The 18526-nt window shown below is 69.6% G+C and carries 13 protein-coding genes; 6 read left to right on the top strand and 7 right to left on the bottom strand.

Annotated elements, in window-relative coordinates; all coding sequences use genetic code 11:
* Positions 1 to 118 precede the first annotated feature (118 nt).
* Together OH735_RS06835 and OH735_RS06830 are read left to right on the top strand one after the other, a co-directional pair.
* The gene (locus tag OH735_RS06835) at positions 119 to 1639 is read left to right on the top strand and encodes a sugar ABC transporter ATP-binding protein (RefSeq protein WP_406380322.1); all 1521 of its coding nucleotides are present in this window, start codon (positions 119 to 121) and stop codon (positions 1637 to 1639) included.
* On the top strand, positions 1636 to 2688 hold the full coding sequence (locus OH735_RS06830; protein ID WP_406380320.1) for an ABC transporter permease: 1053 nt from the start codon (positions 1636 to 1638) through the stop codon (positions 2686 to 2688). The genes OH735_RS06835 and OH735_RS06830 overlap by 4 nt, the downstream gene beginning before the upstream one ends.
* 97 nt (positions 2689 to 2785) lie before the next feature.
* On the opposite strand, the gene OH735_RS06825 is transcribed toward OH735_RS06830, so the two are convergent.
* From OH735_RS06825 to OH735_RS06805, 5 genes are all read right to left on the bottom strand, one after another.
* Positions 2786 to 3457: a FadR/GntR family transcriptional regulator gene (locus OH735_RS06825; RefSeq protein ID WP_406380318.1), complete on the bottom strand. Its 672-nt coding sequence runs from the start codon at positions 3455 to 3457 to the stop codon at positions 2786 to 2788.
* A gap of 299 nt (positions 3458 to 3756) precedes the next feature.
* Positions 3757 to 5376 carry an FAD-dependent oxidoreductase gene (locus OH735_RS06820; RefSeq protein WP_406380316.1) on the bottom strand — a complete coding sequence of 540 codons (1620 nt, stop codon included), beginning with the start codon at positions 5374 to 5376 and terminating at the stop codon, positions 3757 to 3759.
* Between the two features lie 5 nt (positions 5377 to 5381).
* The gene (gene glpK / locus OH735_RS06815; RefSeq protein ID WP_406380314.1) at positions 5382 to 6908 is read right to left on the bottom strand and encodes a glycerol kinase GlpK; all 1527 of its coding nucleotides are present in this window, start codon (positions 6906 to 6908) and stop codon (positions 5382 to 5384) included.
* A gap of 101 nt (positions 6909 to 7009) precedes the next feature.
* Positions 7010 to 7801 carry an MIP/aquaporin family protein gene (locus OH735_RS06810; RefSeq protein WP_406380312.1) on the bottom strand — a complete coding sequence of 264 codons (792 nt, stop codon included), beginning with the start codon at positions 7799 to 7801 and terminating at the stop codon, positions 7010 to 7012.
* Positions 7802 to 8065: 264 nt separating this feature from the next.
* Entirely contained in the window at positions 8066 to 8830 is a 765-nt protein-coding gene (locus OH735_RS06805; protein ID WP_406380310.1) for an IclR family transcriptional regulator, read from the bottom strand.
* Positions 8831 to 9069: 239 nt separating this feature from the next.
* Between OH735_RS06805 and metH the strand changes: the two genes are divergently transcribed.
* The 3 genes from metH to OH735_RS06790 all read left to right on the top strand — a co-directional run bounded on the left by metH (position 9070) and on the right by OH735_RS06790 (position 15370).
* A complete protein-coding gene (gene metH, locus OH735_RS06800; RefSeq protein WP_406380308.1) occupies positions 9070 to 12582 on the top strand; it encodes a methionine synthase in 3513 nt (1170 codons plus the stop codon).
* 120 nt (positions 12583 to 12702) lie between these two features.
* Positions 12703 to 13404 carry an HAD family hydrolase gene (locus tag OH735_RS06795; RefSeq protein ID WP_406380306.1) on the top strand — a complete coding sequence of 234 codons (702 nt, stop codon included), beginning with the start codon at positions 12703 to 12705 and terminating at the stop codon, positions 13402 to 13404.
* A 364-nt stretch (positions 13405 to 13768) separates the two neighbouring features.
* The gene (locus tag OH735_RS06790) at positions 13769 to 15370 is read left to right on the top strand and encodes an ABC transporter substrate-binding protein (protein ID WP_406380305.1); all 1602 of its coding nucleotides are present in this window, start codon (positions 13769 to 13771) and stop codon (positions 15368 to 15370) included.
* Positions 15371 to 15436: 66 nt separating this feature from the next.
* Here the strand turns inward: OH735_RS06790 and OH735_RS06785 are convergent, their stop codons facing one another.
* Both OH735_RS06785 and OH735_RS06780 read right to left on the bottom strand, forming a co-directional pair.
* Complete coding sequence (locus OH735_RS06785) at positions 15437 to 16108, bottom strand: response regulator (protein ID WP_406380303.1); 672 nt, start codon at positions 16106 to 16108, stop codon at positions 15437 to 15439.
* Positions 16109 to 16117: 9 nt separating this feature from the next.
* Positions 16118 to 16963: a RecB family exonuclease gene (locus OH735_RS06780; RefSeq protein ID WP_406386447.1), complete on the bottom strand. Its 846-nt coding sequence runs from the start codon at positions 16961 to 16963 to the stop codon at positions 16118 to 16120.
* A gap of 171 nt (positions 16964 to 17134) precedes the next feature.
* On the opposite strand from OH735_RS06780, the gene OH735_RS06775 reads away from it, so the two are divergent.
* Positions 17135 to 18385 carry a site-2 protease family protein gene (locus OH735_RS06775; protein ID WP_406386445.1) on the top strand — a complete coding sequence of 417 codons (1251 nt, stop codon included), beginning with the start codon at positions 17135 to 17137 and terminating at the stop codon, positions 18383 to 18385.
* Positions 18386 to 18526 lie beyond the last annotated feature (141 nt).

Below are 18526 nucleotides of genomic sequence, written 5' to 3'. Positions count from 1 at the left end.
CCCGTTACCGAGAGGGCTTCCCTCTCGGCTCCGAGGAACCGAGACGCGGCCAAGCCCTGACCGCTGCCCGGGGGCAGGGCACCGACATTACGACAGCGCTTCGCTGAGAAGGGGTCTGATGGAAAAGGCACCACCCGCCGTAGAGGCGGCGGGCATCGTCAAACGCTTCGGGCCGACCGTGGCGCTCGACGGGGTGAAGCTCACCGTGCGGCCCGGTGAGTCCCACGCCCTCGTCGGGCGCAACGGCGCGGGCAAGTCGACGCTGGTCAGTGTCCTGACCGGGCTCCACAAGGCGGACGCGGGCACGGTCGCCTTCGGCGGGGAGCCCGCGCCCGGCTTCGGGGACACCACGGCATGGCAGTCGAAGGTCGCCTGCGTCTACCAGAAATCGATGGTCGTCCCCGATCTGACCGTCGCCGAGAACCTCTTCCTCAACCGCTTCGACGACAACGCCCGCTGGATCAGCTGGGGGAAGCTCCGCAAGCGGGCCGAGGGGCTCCTCGGCGAGTACGGGGTCCAGGTCGACCCCGGCGCCCGGGCGCGCGATCTCGCCGTCGAGCAGCGGCAGTTCGTCGAGATCGCCCGGGCGCTGTCCTTCGGCGCCCGGCTGATCATCCTGGACGAACCGACCGCGCAGCTCGACGCCCGCGGCATCGGACGGCTCTTCGACAAGCTCCGGGAACTGCAGAGCCAAGGAGTGGCGTTCCTGTTCATCTCCCACCACCTGCAGGAGGTGTACGAGCTGTGCACGGCGGTCACCGTCTACCGCGACGCCCGCCATGTGCTCACCGCCCCGGTCGCCGACGTCGCCAAGGCGGAACTGGTGGCGGCGATGACCGGCGAACAGTCCGCCGGCGCCACTGCCTGGCACGCGAGCGGTGCCGGTGCGACGGCACGGGACGATTCGGCCGCCCCCGTCCTGCGTACCGAACGCCTCACCATCCAGGGTCAGTTCGAACCCCTGGACCTGGACGTCCGGCCCGGCGAGGTGCTCGGCCTGGCCGGCTCCGCGGCCAGCGGAAACACGGCCCTGGGCGAGACCCTGGCCGGAATGCGCAAGGCGGGCAGCGGCACGGTATTTGTCCACGGCAGGGCCGTGCGCTCCGGCAGCGTGCCGCACGCCCTGGACGCCGGGATCGGCTACATCCCCGAGGACCGGCACGACCAGGGCCTCGTCCTCGAACGCAGCGTCGCCGAGAACGCCACCCTCACCGTCACCGACCAGCTCGGCCCGTGGGGGACCGTACTGCCCTCCCGTACCAGGGAGTTCGCACGGAACATGATCGCCTCGCTGGACATCAAGACACAGGGACCGGAGCAGCCGGTCTCCGGACTCTCCGGCGGAAACCAGCAGAAGGTGGTGGTCGCCCGCGCGCTGGCCCGCAAGCCGAGCGTGCTGGTGGCGGTCCGGCCCACCGCGGGTGTGGACGTCAAGTCCAAGGACTCGCTGCTCGGAGTGGTACGGCGGGTCGCCGACGAGGGGAACGCCGCAGTGATCGTCTCGGACGAACTGGACGATCTGCGGGTCTGCGACCGGGTGCTCGCCCTGTTCCACGGGCGCGTGGTCGCGACATTCGTCAGCGGGTGGACCGACGGGGAACTCGTCGCCGCCATGGAAGGTGTGGGGGAAAGGGAATGACCGGTACGGTACGGCCCGCGGCGGCCGACGACATCAACGGCGGGCCGAAGGGCTCCCCGATGGGCGAGCGCCCGCTGGACCGGCTGAAGCTGATCCGGTGGAGCGACTTCTCCCTGGTACCGGTGATCCTGGTGCTGATGGTGATCGGGTTCATCGTCTCGCCGGTGTTCCTGACCTCCGAGAACCTGATCAGCGTCGTCCAGCAGTCCTCCGAGCTCAGCCTGCTGGTCCTGGGCCAGGCGCTGATCCTGATCTGCGGGCGGATGGACCTGTCGCTGGAGTCGACGATCGGCATCGCGCCCGTCGTCGCGATGTGGCTCGTCCTGCCCACGGAGGGCGGCCGCTTCGCGGGCCTGGGCCTGCTGCCCACCTGGTCGGCGATCCCGCTCTGTCTGCTCGTGGGCCTCGCCATCGGTGCCGTCAACGGCTTCCTGATGCTGAAACTGCGGGTCAACGGCTTCATCGCCACGCTCGGCATGCTCACCATGCTGCGCGGCCTCCACATCGGCATCACCGAGGGCAAGTCCATCACCGACGTACCGGAGTCCTTCCGCTACCTCGGCAAGAGTGAGTGGTTCGGCGCACCGGCCGCCGTCTGGATCTGCCTGGCGCTGTTCGCCGTCGGCGGCGCCGCGCTGGCCTGGCTGCGCCACGGGCGTTCGCTGTACGCGATCGGCGGCAACCCGGAGGCCGCACGCGCCGCGGGCATCCGGGTGGACCGGGTCACCTGGATCGTCCTCGCCATCGGCGGTCTGCTGGCGGCCTTCGCGGGCATCCTCTACACCGGCCACTACGGGTCGGTCGCGGCGACGCAGGGCAACGGCTGGATCTTCCAGGTGTTCGCCGCCGCGGTCATCGGCGGCATCAGCCTCAAGGGCGGCCGCGGCACCCTGTTCGGTGCGCTGACCGGCGTACTGACGCTCCAACTGGTGGTCAACGTGATGACCCTCGGCGGCGTCCCCGCGCTGTGGAACCAGTTCCTCAATGGCGCGATCATCATCGTCGCCCTGGTCATCTCCCGCTTCGCGAGTGGCGAGAAGCAGGACTGAGGCCCGCCTCCCGAACGCCGGACGGGGCAAATCCAGCCCGTCCGGCGTTTGAGGACCGGGGTCCGGGGCGGAGCCCCGGTCCGGCCCGCGGCCTACGCTAAAGCGTCGACCGCAACCACTGCTCCACGCTTGCCACATGCACCGTCGCCCACGCCCGCGCGGCCTCCGCGTCCCGGTCGCGCAGCGCCGCCACGATCGCCCGGTGCTCATGGAGCGTGCGGCTCACCGCGTCCTCCTGCGTCAGGCCGCGCCAGACCCGCGCCCGGGTCGTCGGCCCCGACAGCCCGTCGAGCAGCGAGCACAGCACCGAGTTCCCGGAGGACTTCACGATCCCGCGGTGGAACTCCAGATCGCAGGCGACCAGCTCCTCCACCGAGGGCTGCGCGCCCAGGGCGTCCAGCTGTGAGCTCAGCGCGTCCAGTTGGGCCTCGCTGATCCGGGTGGCCGCCATCGCCGTCGCCGCGGGTTCCAGGATCCGGCGGACCGCCAGGAATTCGAGCACCGTGTCGTCGCGGTGGAAGTCCACGACGAAGCTCAGCGCCTCCAGCAGCAACTGCGGATCGAGGCTGGTCACATACGTGCCGTCGCCCTGCCGCACATCGAGGATGCGGATCAGCGACAGGGCGCGCACCGCCTCCCTCAGGGAGTTGCGGGAGAGCCCCAGCTCGGCCGCGAGTTCGCTCTCCTTGGGGAGCCGGTCGCCGGGCCGTAGCGCACCCGAGACGATCATTCCCTTGATCTTCTCGATCGCCTCGTCGGTGACAGCCATGACGGTCCTCCTGGATCCGGACTGGAATCAGACATCCGATGTCTCCCCTCATTATGCGGGTCGGAAGAGGCGGATGAACCAGGTCTGCCGCAGGTCGTTCCGGGGACACGGCCTCCCCGGACCGCCCGGACATACGGACGGGGCGGCCCCGCCCCGGCACCGCCCGGACATACGGACGGGGCGGCCCCGCCCCGGCACCGCCCGGACATACGGACGGGGCGGCCCCGCCCCGGCACCGCCCGGGCACACGGACGGGGCGGCCCCGCCCGGGAACCGCCCCGTCCGATGCGTACGGCCCGTCAGCTCCGGTCGCCGAGCATGGACTCGACGCCGGCCCGGATCTCGTCCGTCGCCAGGCCGCGGATCGTCAGCGTCGTCCGGCGGCGCAGTACGTCGTCCGCCGTCTCGGCCCACTCGCGATCACGCGCGTAGGCGACCTGCGCCCAGATCTCCGGCGCGTCCGGGTGGACGCGCTCGGCCAGCGCCGGGTTCTCGTTCGCCAGCCGTGCGATGTCGAAGGCGAGCGAGCCGTAGTGGGTGGCGAGGTGGCGGGCGGTGTCGGCCGCCATCCGGGGACCGGGCGCAGCGCCGTCGTTCAGCAGCCGGTGCGCCACCGCGTTCGGGTTGGCGATGCCGGGCAACGGGAGCTTCTTCGGCAGCCGCGAGATCGGCTCCATGTCGTCCGCCAGGGGGCGGCCGGGGAGCGCGGCCAGCTTGTTCATCACCGTACGGCCGATGTGGCGGAACGTCGTCCACTTGCCGCCCGCGACCGACAGCATCCCGCCGCGGCCCTCCGTCACGACCGTCTCGCGCTTGGCCTTGGACGTGTCGCCCGGGCCGCCCGGGCCGCCGGGCAGCACCCGGAGACCCGCGAAGGAGTACGTGATCAGATCGCGCGACAACTGCTGGTCCTTGACGGAGAACGCGGCCTCGTCCAGGATCTGCGCGATGTCCTTCTCGTTCACCGCGACGTCCGCCGGATCGCCCTCGTACTCCTCGTCCGTCGTGCCGAGCAGCAGCATGTCCTCCCACGGCAGGGCGAACGTGATCCGGTACTTGTCGATCGGGGTGGCCAGCGCGGCCTTCCACGGCCGCGTCCGCTTCAGAACCAGGTGCGCGCCCTTGGAAAGACGTATCGAAGGAGCCGCGCCGGCGTCCTCCATCCTCCGCAGGTGATCGACCCATGGGCCGGTGGCGTTCAGCACGAGCCGGGCGTCGACGCCGAAGTCCGTACCGTCCGTACGGTCCTCCAGGTCGGCGCCCGTCACCCGGCCCCGGGTGAACCGCAGCCCGGTCACCGCCGCGTGGTTGAGGACGACCGCACCCGCGTCGACGGCCGCTCGGACCGTCATCAGCGCCATCCGGGCATCGTTCATCTGGTCGTCGCCGTAGACCGCGACGGCCTTCAGACCGTCCGTACGCAGCTCCGGCACATCGCGCTGCGCCTTGGCCGGGCTGATCACGTGCCCGACCCCGTCACCGAACGCGGAGAGCGCCGAGTACGCGAACACGCCCGCGCCGAGCTTCGCCGCGCCGTGCGGGCCGCCCTTGTAGACCGGCAGGTAGAAGGTGAGCGGATTGGTCAGGTGCGGTGCGACCTGACGGGACACCGCACGGCGCTCGAAGTGGTTCTCCGCGACGAGCTTCACCGCACCGGTCTGCAGGTAGCGCAGACCGCCGTGGAGCAGCTTGGAGGAGGCGGAGGAAGTGGCGCCGGCGAAGTCGCCGGCGTCCACCAGGGCCACCCGCAGCCCCGACTGCGCGGCGTGCCAGGCGGTGGAGATGCCCAGGATGCCGCCACCGATCACCAGGAGGTCGTACGCAGCCTTGGACAACTGCTCCCGAGTCTCGGCGCGGCTCGGGAGGGAGCCGGAAGCCGGGTGTGTCCCGAGTGCCGGGACGCTCTGCAGGGTGGTCATGGTGATTACTCCTCGTCTTCGAGCCAGCCCATGGTCCGTTCCACGGCCTTGAGCCAGCTCTTGTACTCGCGGTCGCGGGTGTCCGCGTCCATGCGGGGTGTCCACTCGGCGGCCCGGCGCCAGTTGGCGCGCAGCGCGTCGGTGTCCGGCCAGAAACCGACGGCGAGACCGGCGGCGTAGGCGGCGCCGAGGCAGGTCGTCTCGGCGACCATCGGCCGCACCACGGGCGCGTCCAGGAAGTCGGCGAGCGTCTGCATCAGCAAGTTGTTGGAGGTCATGCCGCCGTCGACCTTCAGGGCGGCGAGTTCGACACCGGAGTCCTTCGTCATGGCGTCGGTGATCTCCCGGGTCTGCCAGGCGGTGGCCTCCAGGACGGCACGGGCGATGTGGGCCTTGGTGACGTACCGGGTCAGACCGGCGATGACGCCGCGGGCGTCGGAGCGCCAGTACGGGGCGAACAGACCGGAGAAGGCGGGCACGAAGTACGCGCCGCCGTTGTCCTCGACCGACGAGGCCAGCGTCTCGATCTCGGCCGCGGAATTGATCAGGCCCATCTGGTCGCGCATCCACTGCACCAGCGAGCCGGTGACGGCGATGGAGCCCTCCAGGGCGTAGACCGGCTTCTGTTCGCCGATCCGGTACCCGACGGTCGTCAGCAGTCCGTTGTACGAGTTGACGGGCGTCTCGCCGGTGTTCATCAGCATGAAGGTGCCGGTGCCGTACGTGGACTTGGCCTCGCCCTCGGAGAAGCAGGTCTGGCCGAAGAGGGCCGCCTGCTGGTCGCCGAGCGCGGAGGCGACCGGGACGCCGTCCAGGACGCCGCCCTTCGCGGTGCCGTACACCTCGGCGGAGGAGCGGATCTCGGGCAGCACGGCCGCCGGGATCCCCATGGACGCGAGGATCTTGGTGTCCCACGTCATGGAGTGCAGGTTCATCAGGAGGGTGCGCGAGGCGTTGGTGACGTCGGTGACGTGGACGCCGCCGTTCGTGCCGCCGGTCAGGTTCCAGATGACCCAGGAGTCCATCGTGCCGAAGAGGATGTCGCCGCGCTCGGCGCGCTCGCGCAGTCCCTCGACGTTGTCGAGCAGCCAGCGGACCTTGGGGCCGGCGAAGTACGAGGCGAGCGGCAGACCGGTCTCGCGGCGGAAGCGGTCCTGGCCCACGTTGCGGCCGAGCTCCTTGCAGAGCGCGTCGGTGCGGGTGTCCTGCCAGACGAGGGCGTTGTGGACGGGCTCACCGGTGTTCTTGTCCCAGAGCAGCGTGGTCTCGCGCTGGTTGGTGATGCCGATGGCCTTCACGTCGGCGGCGGTGATGCCCGCCTTGACGACGGCGCCCGCCACGACCTCCTGGACGTTCTCCCAGATCTCCCTCGCGTCGTGCTCGACCCAGCCCGGCTTCGGGAAGATCTGCTCGTGCTCCTTCTGGTCGACGGAGACGATCCGGCCGTCCTTGTCGAAGACGATGCAGCGGCTGGAGGTGGTGCCCTGGTCGATGGCCGCGATGAACGGGCCGGTGGTGTGTGCGTCGGTCACGGTGTGCTCCCGGAAGTCTGTGTGGTCGTGAGGAATACGGCTCTGTACGTCACAGCTCTGTACGTCACGGCTCTGTGCGTCACGGCTCTGTACGTCACGGCTCAGGCGAAGGCGACGTTGTAGAGCCCGCCCGCGATCGCGCCGCCGACGAGCGGTCCGACGACCGGGATCCATGCGTAGCCCCAGTCGGAGCCGCCCTTGTTCGGCAGCGGAAGCAGCGCGTGCACGATACGCGGACCGAGGTCGCGGACCGGGTTGATCGCGTAACCCGTCGGCCCGCCGAGCGAGAGACCGATACCGACGACGACCAGCGCGGTGACCAACGCGCCGAGCGTGCCGAGGCCGTTGCCGTCGTTGTTGAGGCCCTGGGTGAGGATCGCCAGGACGAGCACGACGGTGGCGATGATCTCGGTGGTGAGGTTCTGCACTGCGTGCCGGATCTCGGGGCCGGTGGAGAAGATGCCCAGCACCGGGCCCGCCTTCGGGGCGGCGGCCTGGTCGACCATGGCCTCTTCACCCGGTTGGGCGCCCACGATCTCCGGATCTGTGAGATGCGCCCGGAACTGCCCGTAATACGTCAGCCAGACCAGCACCGCGCCGATCATCGCGCCGAACAGCTGGGAGCCGAGGTACAGCGGTACGTCGCTCCACTTGGTGCCGCCCTCGATCGCGAGACCGATCGTGACCGCCGGATTGAGATGCGCGCCGGACACGCCGCCGACCAGATACGCGCCGGTCAGCACGGCGAAACCCCACCCGAAGGTGATGGCGAGCCAGCCGGCGTTCTGCGCCTTGGAACGCTTGAGAGTGACGGCCGCACAGACACCGCCGCCGAGCAGGATGAGTACGGCGGTACCTATGGTCTCGCCGATGAAGATGTCGGAGCTGGACACCCGCGACTCCTTTGTCCTTCGTCCAGGGAAGCCGAACCCCGGGTCCCTCCGGTGGTCCGCGCCCTCACGTGAGGGCGTTTTCCGGCCCTTGGCGCTGTCACACCGTAACGCGAAATTCCGTTAGCTGTTCGACAATGCCGACCGGTGAGCGGCAATGCTTCCCCCAGGTGAAACACGCGTCAAGGGTTGTGTGGCCTATAAACTCGATCGTTACCGACGGTCCGCGGTGGCGCGGTCGCCGCCGGTGATCACCCTCCGCCGCGGTCAGAAGGGCCGGGCGCCCAGATCCCTGGAGACCGCGCGGGCGCAGTCCCGCACCGCTGCGATCAGCTCGGGGCGCAGCTCCCCGTCCGCGCAGACCCGCTCCACCGCGCCGGTCACGGCCACCGCGCCGACCGGAATCCGCCGTCGGTCGTGGATCGGGGCGGCCACCGCGGCCACGCCCTCCCAGGTCTCCTCCACGTCGGCCGCCCAGCCGCGGGCCCGGATCAGGTCGAGCATCGCCTCGAACTCCGCCGCGTCGGTGACGGTGTGCGGGGTGAAGGACCTCCGCTCGGCCTCCATCGCCTCGGTGCGCGCCACCGGGTCGTACGCCGAGAGCACCTTGCCCAGGGCCGTGGAGTGCAGCGGCTGCATGGCCCCGACCTCCAGGACCTGCCGGCTGTCGTCGGGCCGGAACACGTGGTGGACGATGAGGACGCCCTGCTGGTGCAGGACCCCCAGATGGGCGCTCTCGCCGCTGGAGCGGGCCAGGTCGTCGGTCCAGACGAGCGCGCGCGCCCGCAGTTCGTGGACGTCCAGATAGCTGTTGCCCAGACGCAGCAGCTCGGCGCCCAGCTGATAGCGGCCGGACGCCGTGTCCTGCTCGACGAAGCCCTCGTGCTGGAGCGTGCGCAGAATGCCGTGTGCGGTGCCCTTGGCCAGGCCCAGTGAAGAGGCGATGTCGGACAGTCCCAGCCGACGCTCGCCGCCTGCCAGCAGGCGCAGCATCGCCGCCGCCCGCTCCAGCGACTGGATGTTCTTGGCCATCGCGCCGTACTCCTCCACCTCGGTTCGACAATGCTGAACACTATCGGTCGATGTCGACCCTTGCGCGAGCGTGCGGGAAAACCGCGGCACCACTGCGATTCGGACATCTCCCCGCACAGCATGCCGTCCGCACCGTGGGACGGAGTGACGGCCCCGGGCGTCGCCCGGCTACGCTGGCGTGGTGCGCCTTCCGCCGAAGCCGCAAAGCCGACAGCCGTCGCATCCCAGGGAGTACATCCATGGCCTCGTCGCCGACCCCTTCCGCCGACAGCCGGAACCGAGCCGAAGCCCTCCGTGAGGCACTCGCCACCCGGGTGGTGGTGGCCGACGGTGCCATGGGCACCATGCTCCAGGCACAGGACCCGACCCTCGAGGACTTCCAGAACCTCGAAGGCTGCAACGAGATCCTGAACGTCACGCGCCCCGACATCGTGCGTTCCGTGCACCAGGAGTACTTCGCCGTCGGCGTGGACTGCGTAGAGACGAACACCTTCGGCGCCAACCTGGCGGCCCTGGGCGAGTACGACATCGCCGAGCGGGTCTTCGAGCTCTCCGAGTCCGGTGCGCGCATCGCCCGCGAGGTCGCCGACGAGTTCACCGCCTCCACCGGACAGCAGCGCTGGGTGCTCGGCTCCATGGGCCCGGGCACGAAGCTGCCGACGCTGGGCCACGCCCCGTACACCAAGCTCCGCGACGCCTACCAGCAGAACGCCGAGGGCATGATCGCCGGCGGCGCCGACGCCCTCCTGGTCGAGACCACCCAGGACCTGCTGCAGACCAAGGCCTCCGTCATCGGTGCCCGCCGCGCCCTGGAGGCCACCGGGGCCGACCTCCCGGTGATCTGCTCCGTCACCGTCGAGACGACCGGCACCATGCTGCTCGGCTCCGAGATCGGCGCGGCGCTCACCGCCCTGGAACCGCTCGGCATCGACCTCATCGGCCTGAACTGCGCCACCGGCCCCGCCGAGATGAGCGAGCACCTGCGCTACCTCGCCCGCCACTCGCGCATCCCGCTCTCCTGCATGCCCAACGCCGGCCTCCCCGTGCTCGGCAAGGACGGCGCGCACTACCCGCTGTCCCCGGCCGAGCTGGCCGACGCGCAGGAGACCTTCGTCCGCGAGTACGGCCTCGCGCTGGTCGGCGGCTGCTGCGGTACGACCCCGGAGCACCTGCGCCAGGTCGTCGAGCGGGTCCGCGGCGTCGCCGTCACCCCCCGCACGCCGCACCCCGAGCCGGGCGCCGCGTCCCTCTACCAGACCGTCCCCTTCCGCCAGGACACCTCGTACCTCGCGATCGGTGAGCGTACGAACGCCAACGGCTCGAAGAAGTTCCGCGAGGCCATGCTGGAGGCCCGCTGGGACGACTGCGTGGAGATGGCCCGCGACCAGATCCGCGAGGGCGCCCACATGCTCGACCTCTGCGTCGACTACGTGGGCCGCGACGGCGTGGCGGACATGGAGGAGCTGGCCGGCCGCTTCGCCACCGCCTCCACCCTGCCGATCGTGCTCGACTCCACCGAACTGCCCGTCCTGCGCGCCGGTCTGGAGAAGCTCGGCGGCCGTGCCGTCCTCAACTCCGTCAACTACGAGGACGGCGACGGACCTGAGTCCCGCTTCGCCAAGGTCACCGCGCTGGCCGCCGAGCACGGCGCCGCGCTGATCGCGCTGACCATCGACGAGGAGGGCCAGGCCCGGACCGTCGAGCACAAGGTCGCCGTCGCCGAGCGGCTCATCGCGGACCTGACCGGCAACTGGGGCATCCAGGAGTCGGACATCCTCATCGACACCCTGACCTTCACGATCTGTACCGGTCAGGAGGAGTCCCGCGGCGACGGCATCGCCACCATCGGGGCCATCCGCGAACTGAAGAAGCGTCACCCCGACGTACAGACGACGCTTGGCCTGTCCAACATCTCCTTCGGCCTCAACCCGGCCGCCCGGGTCGTCCTGAACTCCGTCTTCCTCGACGAGTGTGTCAAGGCCGGTCTCGACTCCGCGATCGTGCACGCCTCCAAGATCCTGCCGATCGCACGCCTCGATGAGGAGCAGGTCAAGGTCGCGCTCGACCTCATCTACGACCGCCGCTCCGAGGGCTACGACCCCCTGCAGAAGCTCATGGAACTCTTCGAGGGCGTAAGCACGAAGTCGATGAAGGCGGGCAAGGCCGAGGAACTCCTTGCCCTGCCGCTGGACGAACGCCTCCAGCGCCGCATCATCGACGGCGAGAAGAACGGCCTGGAGACCGACCTCGACGAGGCCCTGCGAACCCGCCCGGCCCTCGACATCGTCAACGACACCCTCCTGGAGGGCATGAAGGTCGTCGGCGAGCTCTTCGGCTCCGGCCAGATGCAGCTGCCGTTCGTGCTCCAGTCCGCCGAGGCCATGAAGACCGCGGTGGCCTACCTGGAGCCGCACATGGAGAAGTCCGACGCCGAGGGCAAGGGCACCATCGTCCTGGCCACCGTCCGCGGCGACGTCCACGACATCGGCAAGAACCTCGTCGACATCATCCTGTCCAACAACGGCTACAACGTCGTGAACCTCGGCATCAAGCAGCCCGTCTCCGCGATCCTGGAGGCCGCCGAGGAGCACCGCGCCGACGTCATCGGCATGTCCGGCCTGCTGGTGAAATCCACCGTGATCATGAAGGAGAACCTGGAGGAGCTGAACCAGCGCAAGCTGGCCGCCGACTTCCCGGTGATCCTCGGCGGCGCCGCCCTGACCCGCGCCTACGTCGAGCAGGACCTCCACGAGATCTACGAGGGCGAGGTCCGCTACGCCCGCGACGCGTTCGAGGGGCTGCGCCTGATGGACGCCCTGATCGCGGTCAAGCGCGGCGTGCCCGGCGCCGTCCTCCCGGAACTCAAGCAGCGCCGCGTTCCCAAGCGCGACACCGCGGTCCTGGAGGTCGACGAGCCGCAGGAGGGCGTCCGCTCCGATGTCGCCGTCGACAACCCGGTCCCCGAGCCCCCCTTCTGGGGCACCCGGGTCGTCAAGGGGATCCAGCTCAAGGAGTACGCGTCCTGGCTGGACGAGGGCGCGCTCTTCAAGGGCCAGTGGGGCCTCAAGCAGGCCCGCGTCGGCGACGGACCGACGTACGAGGAACTGGTCGAGACCGAGGGCCGCCCGCACCTGCGCGGCTGGCTCGACAAGCTCCACACCGAGAACCTGCTGGAAGCCGCCGTCGTCTACGGCTACTTCCCCTGCGTCTCCAAGGGCGACGACCTGATCCTGCTCCACGAGGACGGCTCCGAGCGCACCCGTTTCACCTTCCCGCGCCAGCGCCGCGGCCGCCGCCTCTGCCTCGCGGACTTCTTCCGCCCCGAGGAGTCCGGCGAGACGGACGTGATCGGCCTCCAGGTCGTCACCGTCGGTTCGAAGATCGGCGGCGAGACCGCCAAGCTCTTCGAGGCCAACTCCTACCGCGACTACCTGGAGCTGCACGGCCTGTCCGTACAGCTGGCCGAGGCCCTCGCCGAGTACTGGCACGCCCGGGTCCGCTCCGAGCTCGGCTTCGGCGGCGAGGACCCGGCCGATGTCGAGGAAATGTTCGCGCTGAAGTACCGCGGCGCGCGCTTCTCCCTCGGCTACGGCGCCTGCCCCGACCTGGAGGACCGGGCGAAGATCGCCGAGCTGCTCCAGCCGGAGCGGATCGGCGTGCAGCTCTCGGAGGAATTCCAGCTGCACCCGGAGCAGTCCACCGACGCGATCGTCATCCATCACCCGGAGGCCAAGTATTTCAACGCGCGGTAGGACGGCGTTCAACGCGTCGTAGCAGAACAAGTCGTACACTGGTCGGTCCAGTGCAGGCCGGTCGCCCTTCCCACGGGAAAAGGCGGCCGGCCTTCTCGTCCCTTACGGAAGGTGTGCCGGATGACCAGCACGGTTCCTGCGTCCATGACCCGCACGGCCGAAGGCGCCGCCCTGCAGGCCGTCCTGCTCGACATGGACGGCACCCTCGTCGACACCGAGGGCTTCTGGTGGGACGCCGAGGTGGAGGTCTTCGCCGAGCTCGGGCACCAGCTCGACGAGGCCTGGCGGGACGTGGTGGTCGGCGGGCCGATGACCCGCAGCGCCGGCTACCTCATGGATGTGACCGGCGCGGACATCACCCTCGCCGAGCTCACCGTGCTGCTCAACGATCGTTTCGAGGAGCGCATCGGCCGCGGTGTGCCGCTGATGCCGGGCGCGGCACGGCTGCTGGCGGAACTGGCCAGGCACGAGATTCCCACCGCGCTGGTCTCTGCCTCGCACCGCCGGATCATCGACCGGGTGCTGGACTCGGTGGGGCACCACCACTTCTCGCTGACCGTGGCGGGCGACGAGGTCGCCCGTACGAAGCCGCACCCGGAGCCCTATCTCACCGCCGCGTCCGGCTTCGGGGCCGAGCCCGAGAGGTGTGCGGTCATCGAGGACACCGCGACCGGAGTCGCGGCCGCGGAGGCCGCGGGCTGCAGGGTGGTCGCCGTACCGTCCGTCGCACCGATCGCCCCGGCGTCCGGCCGTGTGGTCGTGCGTTCGCTCGAAGAAGTCGACCTCGCATTTCTCCGCGGGCTGGTCACGAGAATGCAGTGATCCGCACACCGAGAGTGTTTCTGTGAATAAACCGAAAAACTCTCGGCATCGGATCGTGCATTTTCTGTCGTGCGTACGTGTGTGCAGGCCGGGCACACGGCAAGGGAAAGAAAGAGGCCCGGGCGTGACCTTTGTCACCAGAATTACGAAGAAGGGCCTTCCGAGATCGCCCGAGGTGTCCGATTCGGGGTGCCGAAGTGTCCCGATTGGTGGCTTCTCGCACGGAACCTTCCTCGCCAGGTAAACGGCTCGCCGGTAATTCCCGGCGCAGCCTGATTACGCACCGGGCATATCCGGTCCGGCATTGCCGACGCCGCCCGCTAATGTCGTTTTCTCCATGCTGGGATGAGGGAGAGCGTCCACAATGAACCGCAAGACTCTGGTGCTGCCGGCCGTCGTCGGCCTGCTCGCACCCGCACTCGCCGCCTGCGGCGCGTCGGGGGACGAGAGCGATGGCAGGGCCGCCATCGTTGTCGGCACCACGGACCAGTTCGTGACCTCCAAGGACAACCCCGCACCGCTCGACCCCGCCATCGGCTACGAAGCGGCCGTGTGGAACGTGCTCCGGCAGACCGTGCAGACCCTGACACATGTACCGCGCGGCGGCGGCGAGCCGGTCCCCGAAGCGGCCGAGAGCTGCACCTTCACGGACACCCAGAACGAGCGCTACCGCTGCAGGCTGCGCGCCGGCCTGAAGTTCGCCGACGGCAAGCCGATCACCGCCGACGACGTGAAGTACTCCATTGACCGCGTCATCCGCATCAACGCGGCCAACGGGCCCGTCGCGCTGCTCGCCAACATCGACACCGTCGAGACGAAGGGCGAGCGGGAGGTCATCTTCCACCTCCGCACCCCGGACGCCACGTTCCCGTACAAGCTCGCCACCCCGGTCGCCGGGATCGTGCCGCGGAGCAAGTACGCCGCGAAGTCCGCGCGCACCGGATTCCAGGTGGACGGCTCCGGTCCGTACACCATGAAACCGGAAGTCGAGAACCACCGGGTCGTCAAGGTCCTCTTCACCAGGAACCCGCACTACAAGGGCGATTTGAAGGTACGGAACGACGAGGTCGAACTGGACCTCTTCCCCGACGCCAAGAAGATGGGGAAGGCCCTCGACGGCAAGAAGATCGACATGATGACCCGCACCATGTCGCCCGAGCAGTCCCGGCAGCTGCTCGAAAACCCCGAAAACGGCATCAATCTCACCGAGATGCCCGGTCTCGCCGTCCGCTTCCTCGGCTTCGACACCAAGGACCCGGCCGTGAAGAACAAGGCCGTACGCCAGGCCATGGCCCAGGTCATCGACCGGGGTGAGATCGCGAGCAAGGTGTACGGCACCACGGCCGAGCCGCTGTACTCGCTGATCCCGTCCGGCATCACCGCGCACACCAACTCGTTCTACAACAAGTACGGCGAGCCCAGCACCGCGAAGGCCGCGGCGATCCTGCGCGCCGCCGGCATCGACACCCCGGTGAAGCTCACCCTGCACTACACGACGGACCACTTCGGCACCGGCACGGCCACCGAATTCGAAGCCCTGAAGAAGCAGTTCAACGACACCGGGCTGTTCGACGTCACCGTCCAGGGCACCCCCTGGGAGAAGTACCGCCCCGCACAGGTGCGCGGCGACTACGCCGTCTACGGCATGGGCTGGTTCCCCGACTTCCCGGACCCCGACAACTTCACGGCGCCGTTCCTCGACAGGAACAACTTCCTCAACTCGCCCTACAAGTCGGACCTGGCCCAGAAGGCGCTCATCCCGCAGTCCCGCCGGGAGTCCGACCGCAGCGCCTCCGCCAAGACCTTCCAGCGCCTCCAGGACATCGTTGCCCAGGACGTCCCCGTACTGCCGATCTGGCAGAGCAAGCAGTACGTCGCCTCCCGCGAAGGCCTCACCGGCGTCGAATGGGCGGTCAACTCGTCCGCCGACCTCCAGCTCTGGGAGCTCGCCGACGGCACCGCCTGAGTACGGACGACGCCCCGGCCGCACCCGGCCGGGGCGCACGCCCGCTCCGCCGGCCCGTTCGTCCGCTCACTGGGCGCCGGGGCGCACCAGGCCGCTCTCGTACGCGTACACGGCCGCCTGCACCCGGTCCCGCAGACCGAGCTTGGTCAGGACATGGCCGACATGCGTCTTGACCGTCGTCTCACTGACGAACAGATCCGCGGCGATCTCCGCATTCGACAAGCCGCGCGCCACCAGCTTCAACACCTCGACCTCACGGTCCGTCAGCGTGTTCAGGGTGTCGGGCACCGGCTCCTCGCCGGACGGCAGATGGTCCGCGTACTTGTCGAGCAGCCTGCGGGTGATGCTCGGAGCGAGCATCGCCTCGCCCGCCGCGACCACACGGATCGCCTGCACCAGCTCATTGGCCGGAGCGTCCTTCAACAGAAAGCCGCTGGCACCGGCGCGCAACGCCTCCACCACGTACTCGTCGAGATCGAACGTGGTCAGCACCAGCACCTTCGCCGGACCGTCCCGGCCCGGGCCGGTGATCTGACGCGTCGCCTCGACGCCGTCCATCCGCGGCATGCGGATGTCCATCAGCACCACATCGGGCTGCAGCGCCCGCACCTGGTCGAGAGCCTGGAGACCGTCACCGGCCTCGCCCACCACCGCGAGATCCCCCTCCGCCTCCAGAATCATCCGGAAGCCGGTGCGTAGCAGCGGTTGGTCGTCGACCAGTAGGACGCGGATAGCCACAGGGTCTCCTCAAGGTCCTTCCAGGGCCACAGGCCGGGCGGCCTCGGCATGGACCGGATCCATTCTGCCCTGGACATCCTGCTCCGATTCCGCCGGGCGTACGGACAACGGGTAGACCGGGGGAGTGCCCCCGAATTCAGGACAGGACGACTGGTGGTCGCACCAGCCGCAGAGCTTCGTCGGCCGGGGCCGCCACTCGCCCGTCTCCGTCGCCAGCCGGATCGCGTCCCAGAGCGCCAGCAGCTTCCGCTCGACCCGCTCCAGATCCGCCACCACCGGGTCGTACGTCATGATGTCGCCGCTGCCGAGATAGACGAGCTGGAGCCGCCGCGGCACCACACCCTTCAGCCGCCAGATCACCAGGGCGTAGAACTTCATCTGGAAGAGCGCACCCTCCGCGTACTCAGGGCGCGGCGCCTTCCCCGTCTTGTAGTCGACGATCCGGACCTCGCCCGTGGGCGCCACATCGATCCGGTCGATCACCCCGCGCAGCCGCAGCCCCGACTCCAGCTCCGTCTCGACGAACAGCTCCCGCTCGGCGGGCTCCAGGCGCGTCGGATCCTCCAGCGAGAACCACCGCTCCACCAGGCTCTCCGCCTCCGAGAGCCAGCGCGACAGCCGCTCGCCCCCGGCATCCTCCGCGAACAGCTCCGACAGCTCGGGCTTCGACTCCAGCAGCCGGTCCCACTGGGCGGGGATCAGCGAAGTGGCCCGGCCGGCCGTGCGCTCCGCGGCCGGGTTGTCGAAGAGCCGCTCCAGCACCGCATGCACCAGCGTGCCCCGGGTAGCCGCTTCGCTGGGCTTCTCCGGCAGTTTGTCGATGACCCGGAAGCGGTACAGCAGAGGACACTGCATGAAATCGCTCGCCCGCGACGGCGACAGGGACGAAGGCGGCTGCGCGGGCCGCGGCAGGGACATCATGTCGAAGACCCTACGGCCCGCCACTGACAGTCGGCGGCATACCATCGACCACACAGCCTCGAACACTGCATGATCGTGCCGAACGGCACCGACCGAAGGGACCTCGTGGACGAGAGCGGCGACAGCGGGCGGCCGCAGCCCGGCACGGGGGGAACAGCCCCCGGCACCGGCCCCGACAAGGGCGGGCCGCGGCGCCCCGAAGAGCCCGGAGGCGGCCTTCTCATGGGCCGCCCGTTCGGCGTGCCCGTGTACGTGGCACCCAGTTGGTTCGTCGTGGCCGCACTGATCACCTGGGTCTTCGGCGGCCAGCTCGAACGGGTGCTGCCCGAACTCGGCGCCGCGCGCTATCTGGTCTCCCTGTTCTTCGCGATCGCCTTCTACGCCTCCGTACTCGTCCACGAACTCGCCCACACGGTCGTCGCGCTGCGCTACAAGCTGCCGGTGCGCCGTATCCAGCTCCAGTTCTTCGGCGGCGTCTCCGAGATCGAGAAGGAGTCCGAGACCCCCGGCCGCGAATTCCTCCTCGCCTTCGTCGGCCCCCTGCTCTCCCTGGTGCTGGCCGGCCTCTTCTACGCCGGGATGAAGTTCGTCGAACCCGGCACCGTGCCCGGTGTCCTCCTCGCCGGACTGATGGTCTCCAACCTCCTGGTGGCCGCCTTCAACCTCCTGCCCGGCCTCCCGCTCGACGGCGGACGGATGCTCCGCGCCGTCGTCTGGAAGATCACCGGCAGGCCGATGAGCGGCACCGTCGCCGCCGCCTGGGTCGGCCGCGCCCTCGCCGTCGTCACCCTCATCGGCCTCCCGCTGCTCACCCACACCGGCTCCTTCGGGAACAATCCCCAAGACCTCAGCGGCACGGACACCGTCACCGACGCGCTGCTCGCCGCCATCCTCGCCGCCATCATCTGGACCGGAGCGGGCAACAGCCTGCGCATGGCCCGGCTGCGCGAACACCTCCCCGAACTGTGCGCCCGCACCCTCACCCGGCGCGCCGTCCCCGTGGAGGCGGACACCCCGCTCTCCGAGGCCCTGCGCCGCGCCAACGAGGCGGGCGCCCGCGCCCTCGTCGTCGTCGACGGACACGGCGAACCCACGGGCGTCGTCCGCGAAACGGCCATCGTCTCCATCCCCGAACACCGCCGCCCCTGGGTCGCCGTCAGCGGCCTCGCCCAGGACCTCACGGAGGGCATGAAGATCTCCGCCGAGCTGGCCGGCGAAGCACTCCTGGACCGCCTCAAGGCCGATCCCGCCACCGAGTACCTCGTCCTGGAGGAGACCGGGGAGATCTACGGCGTGCTGTCCACCGCCGACGTCGAACGGGCCTTCGTCGCCGCCCTGGCCAGGCCGGCCGCCTGAGAGGCTGTCGGGTGACCTCTGACCGGGCGGCCACGCCCTGGCACGCACGCTTCCCGCGTTGTCGTCGGTCGGCGACGTTCCGCGTCGCCTCCCTCCTCCGCCTTGGAACCGCATGCACCAGACCCGCGTCCGCTTTCCGGT

The organism is Streptomyces sp. NBC_01618 (assembly GCF_045209435.1).
GTDB lineage: Bacteria > Actinomycetota > Actinomycetes > Streptomycetales > Streptomycetaceae > Streptomyces.
This window is presented reverse-complemented; position numbering and strand designations above follow the sequence as displayed.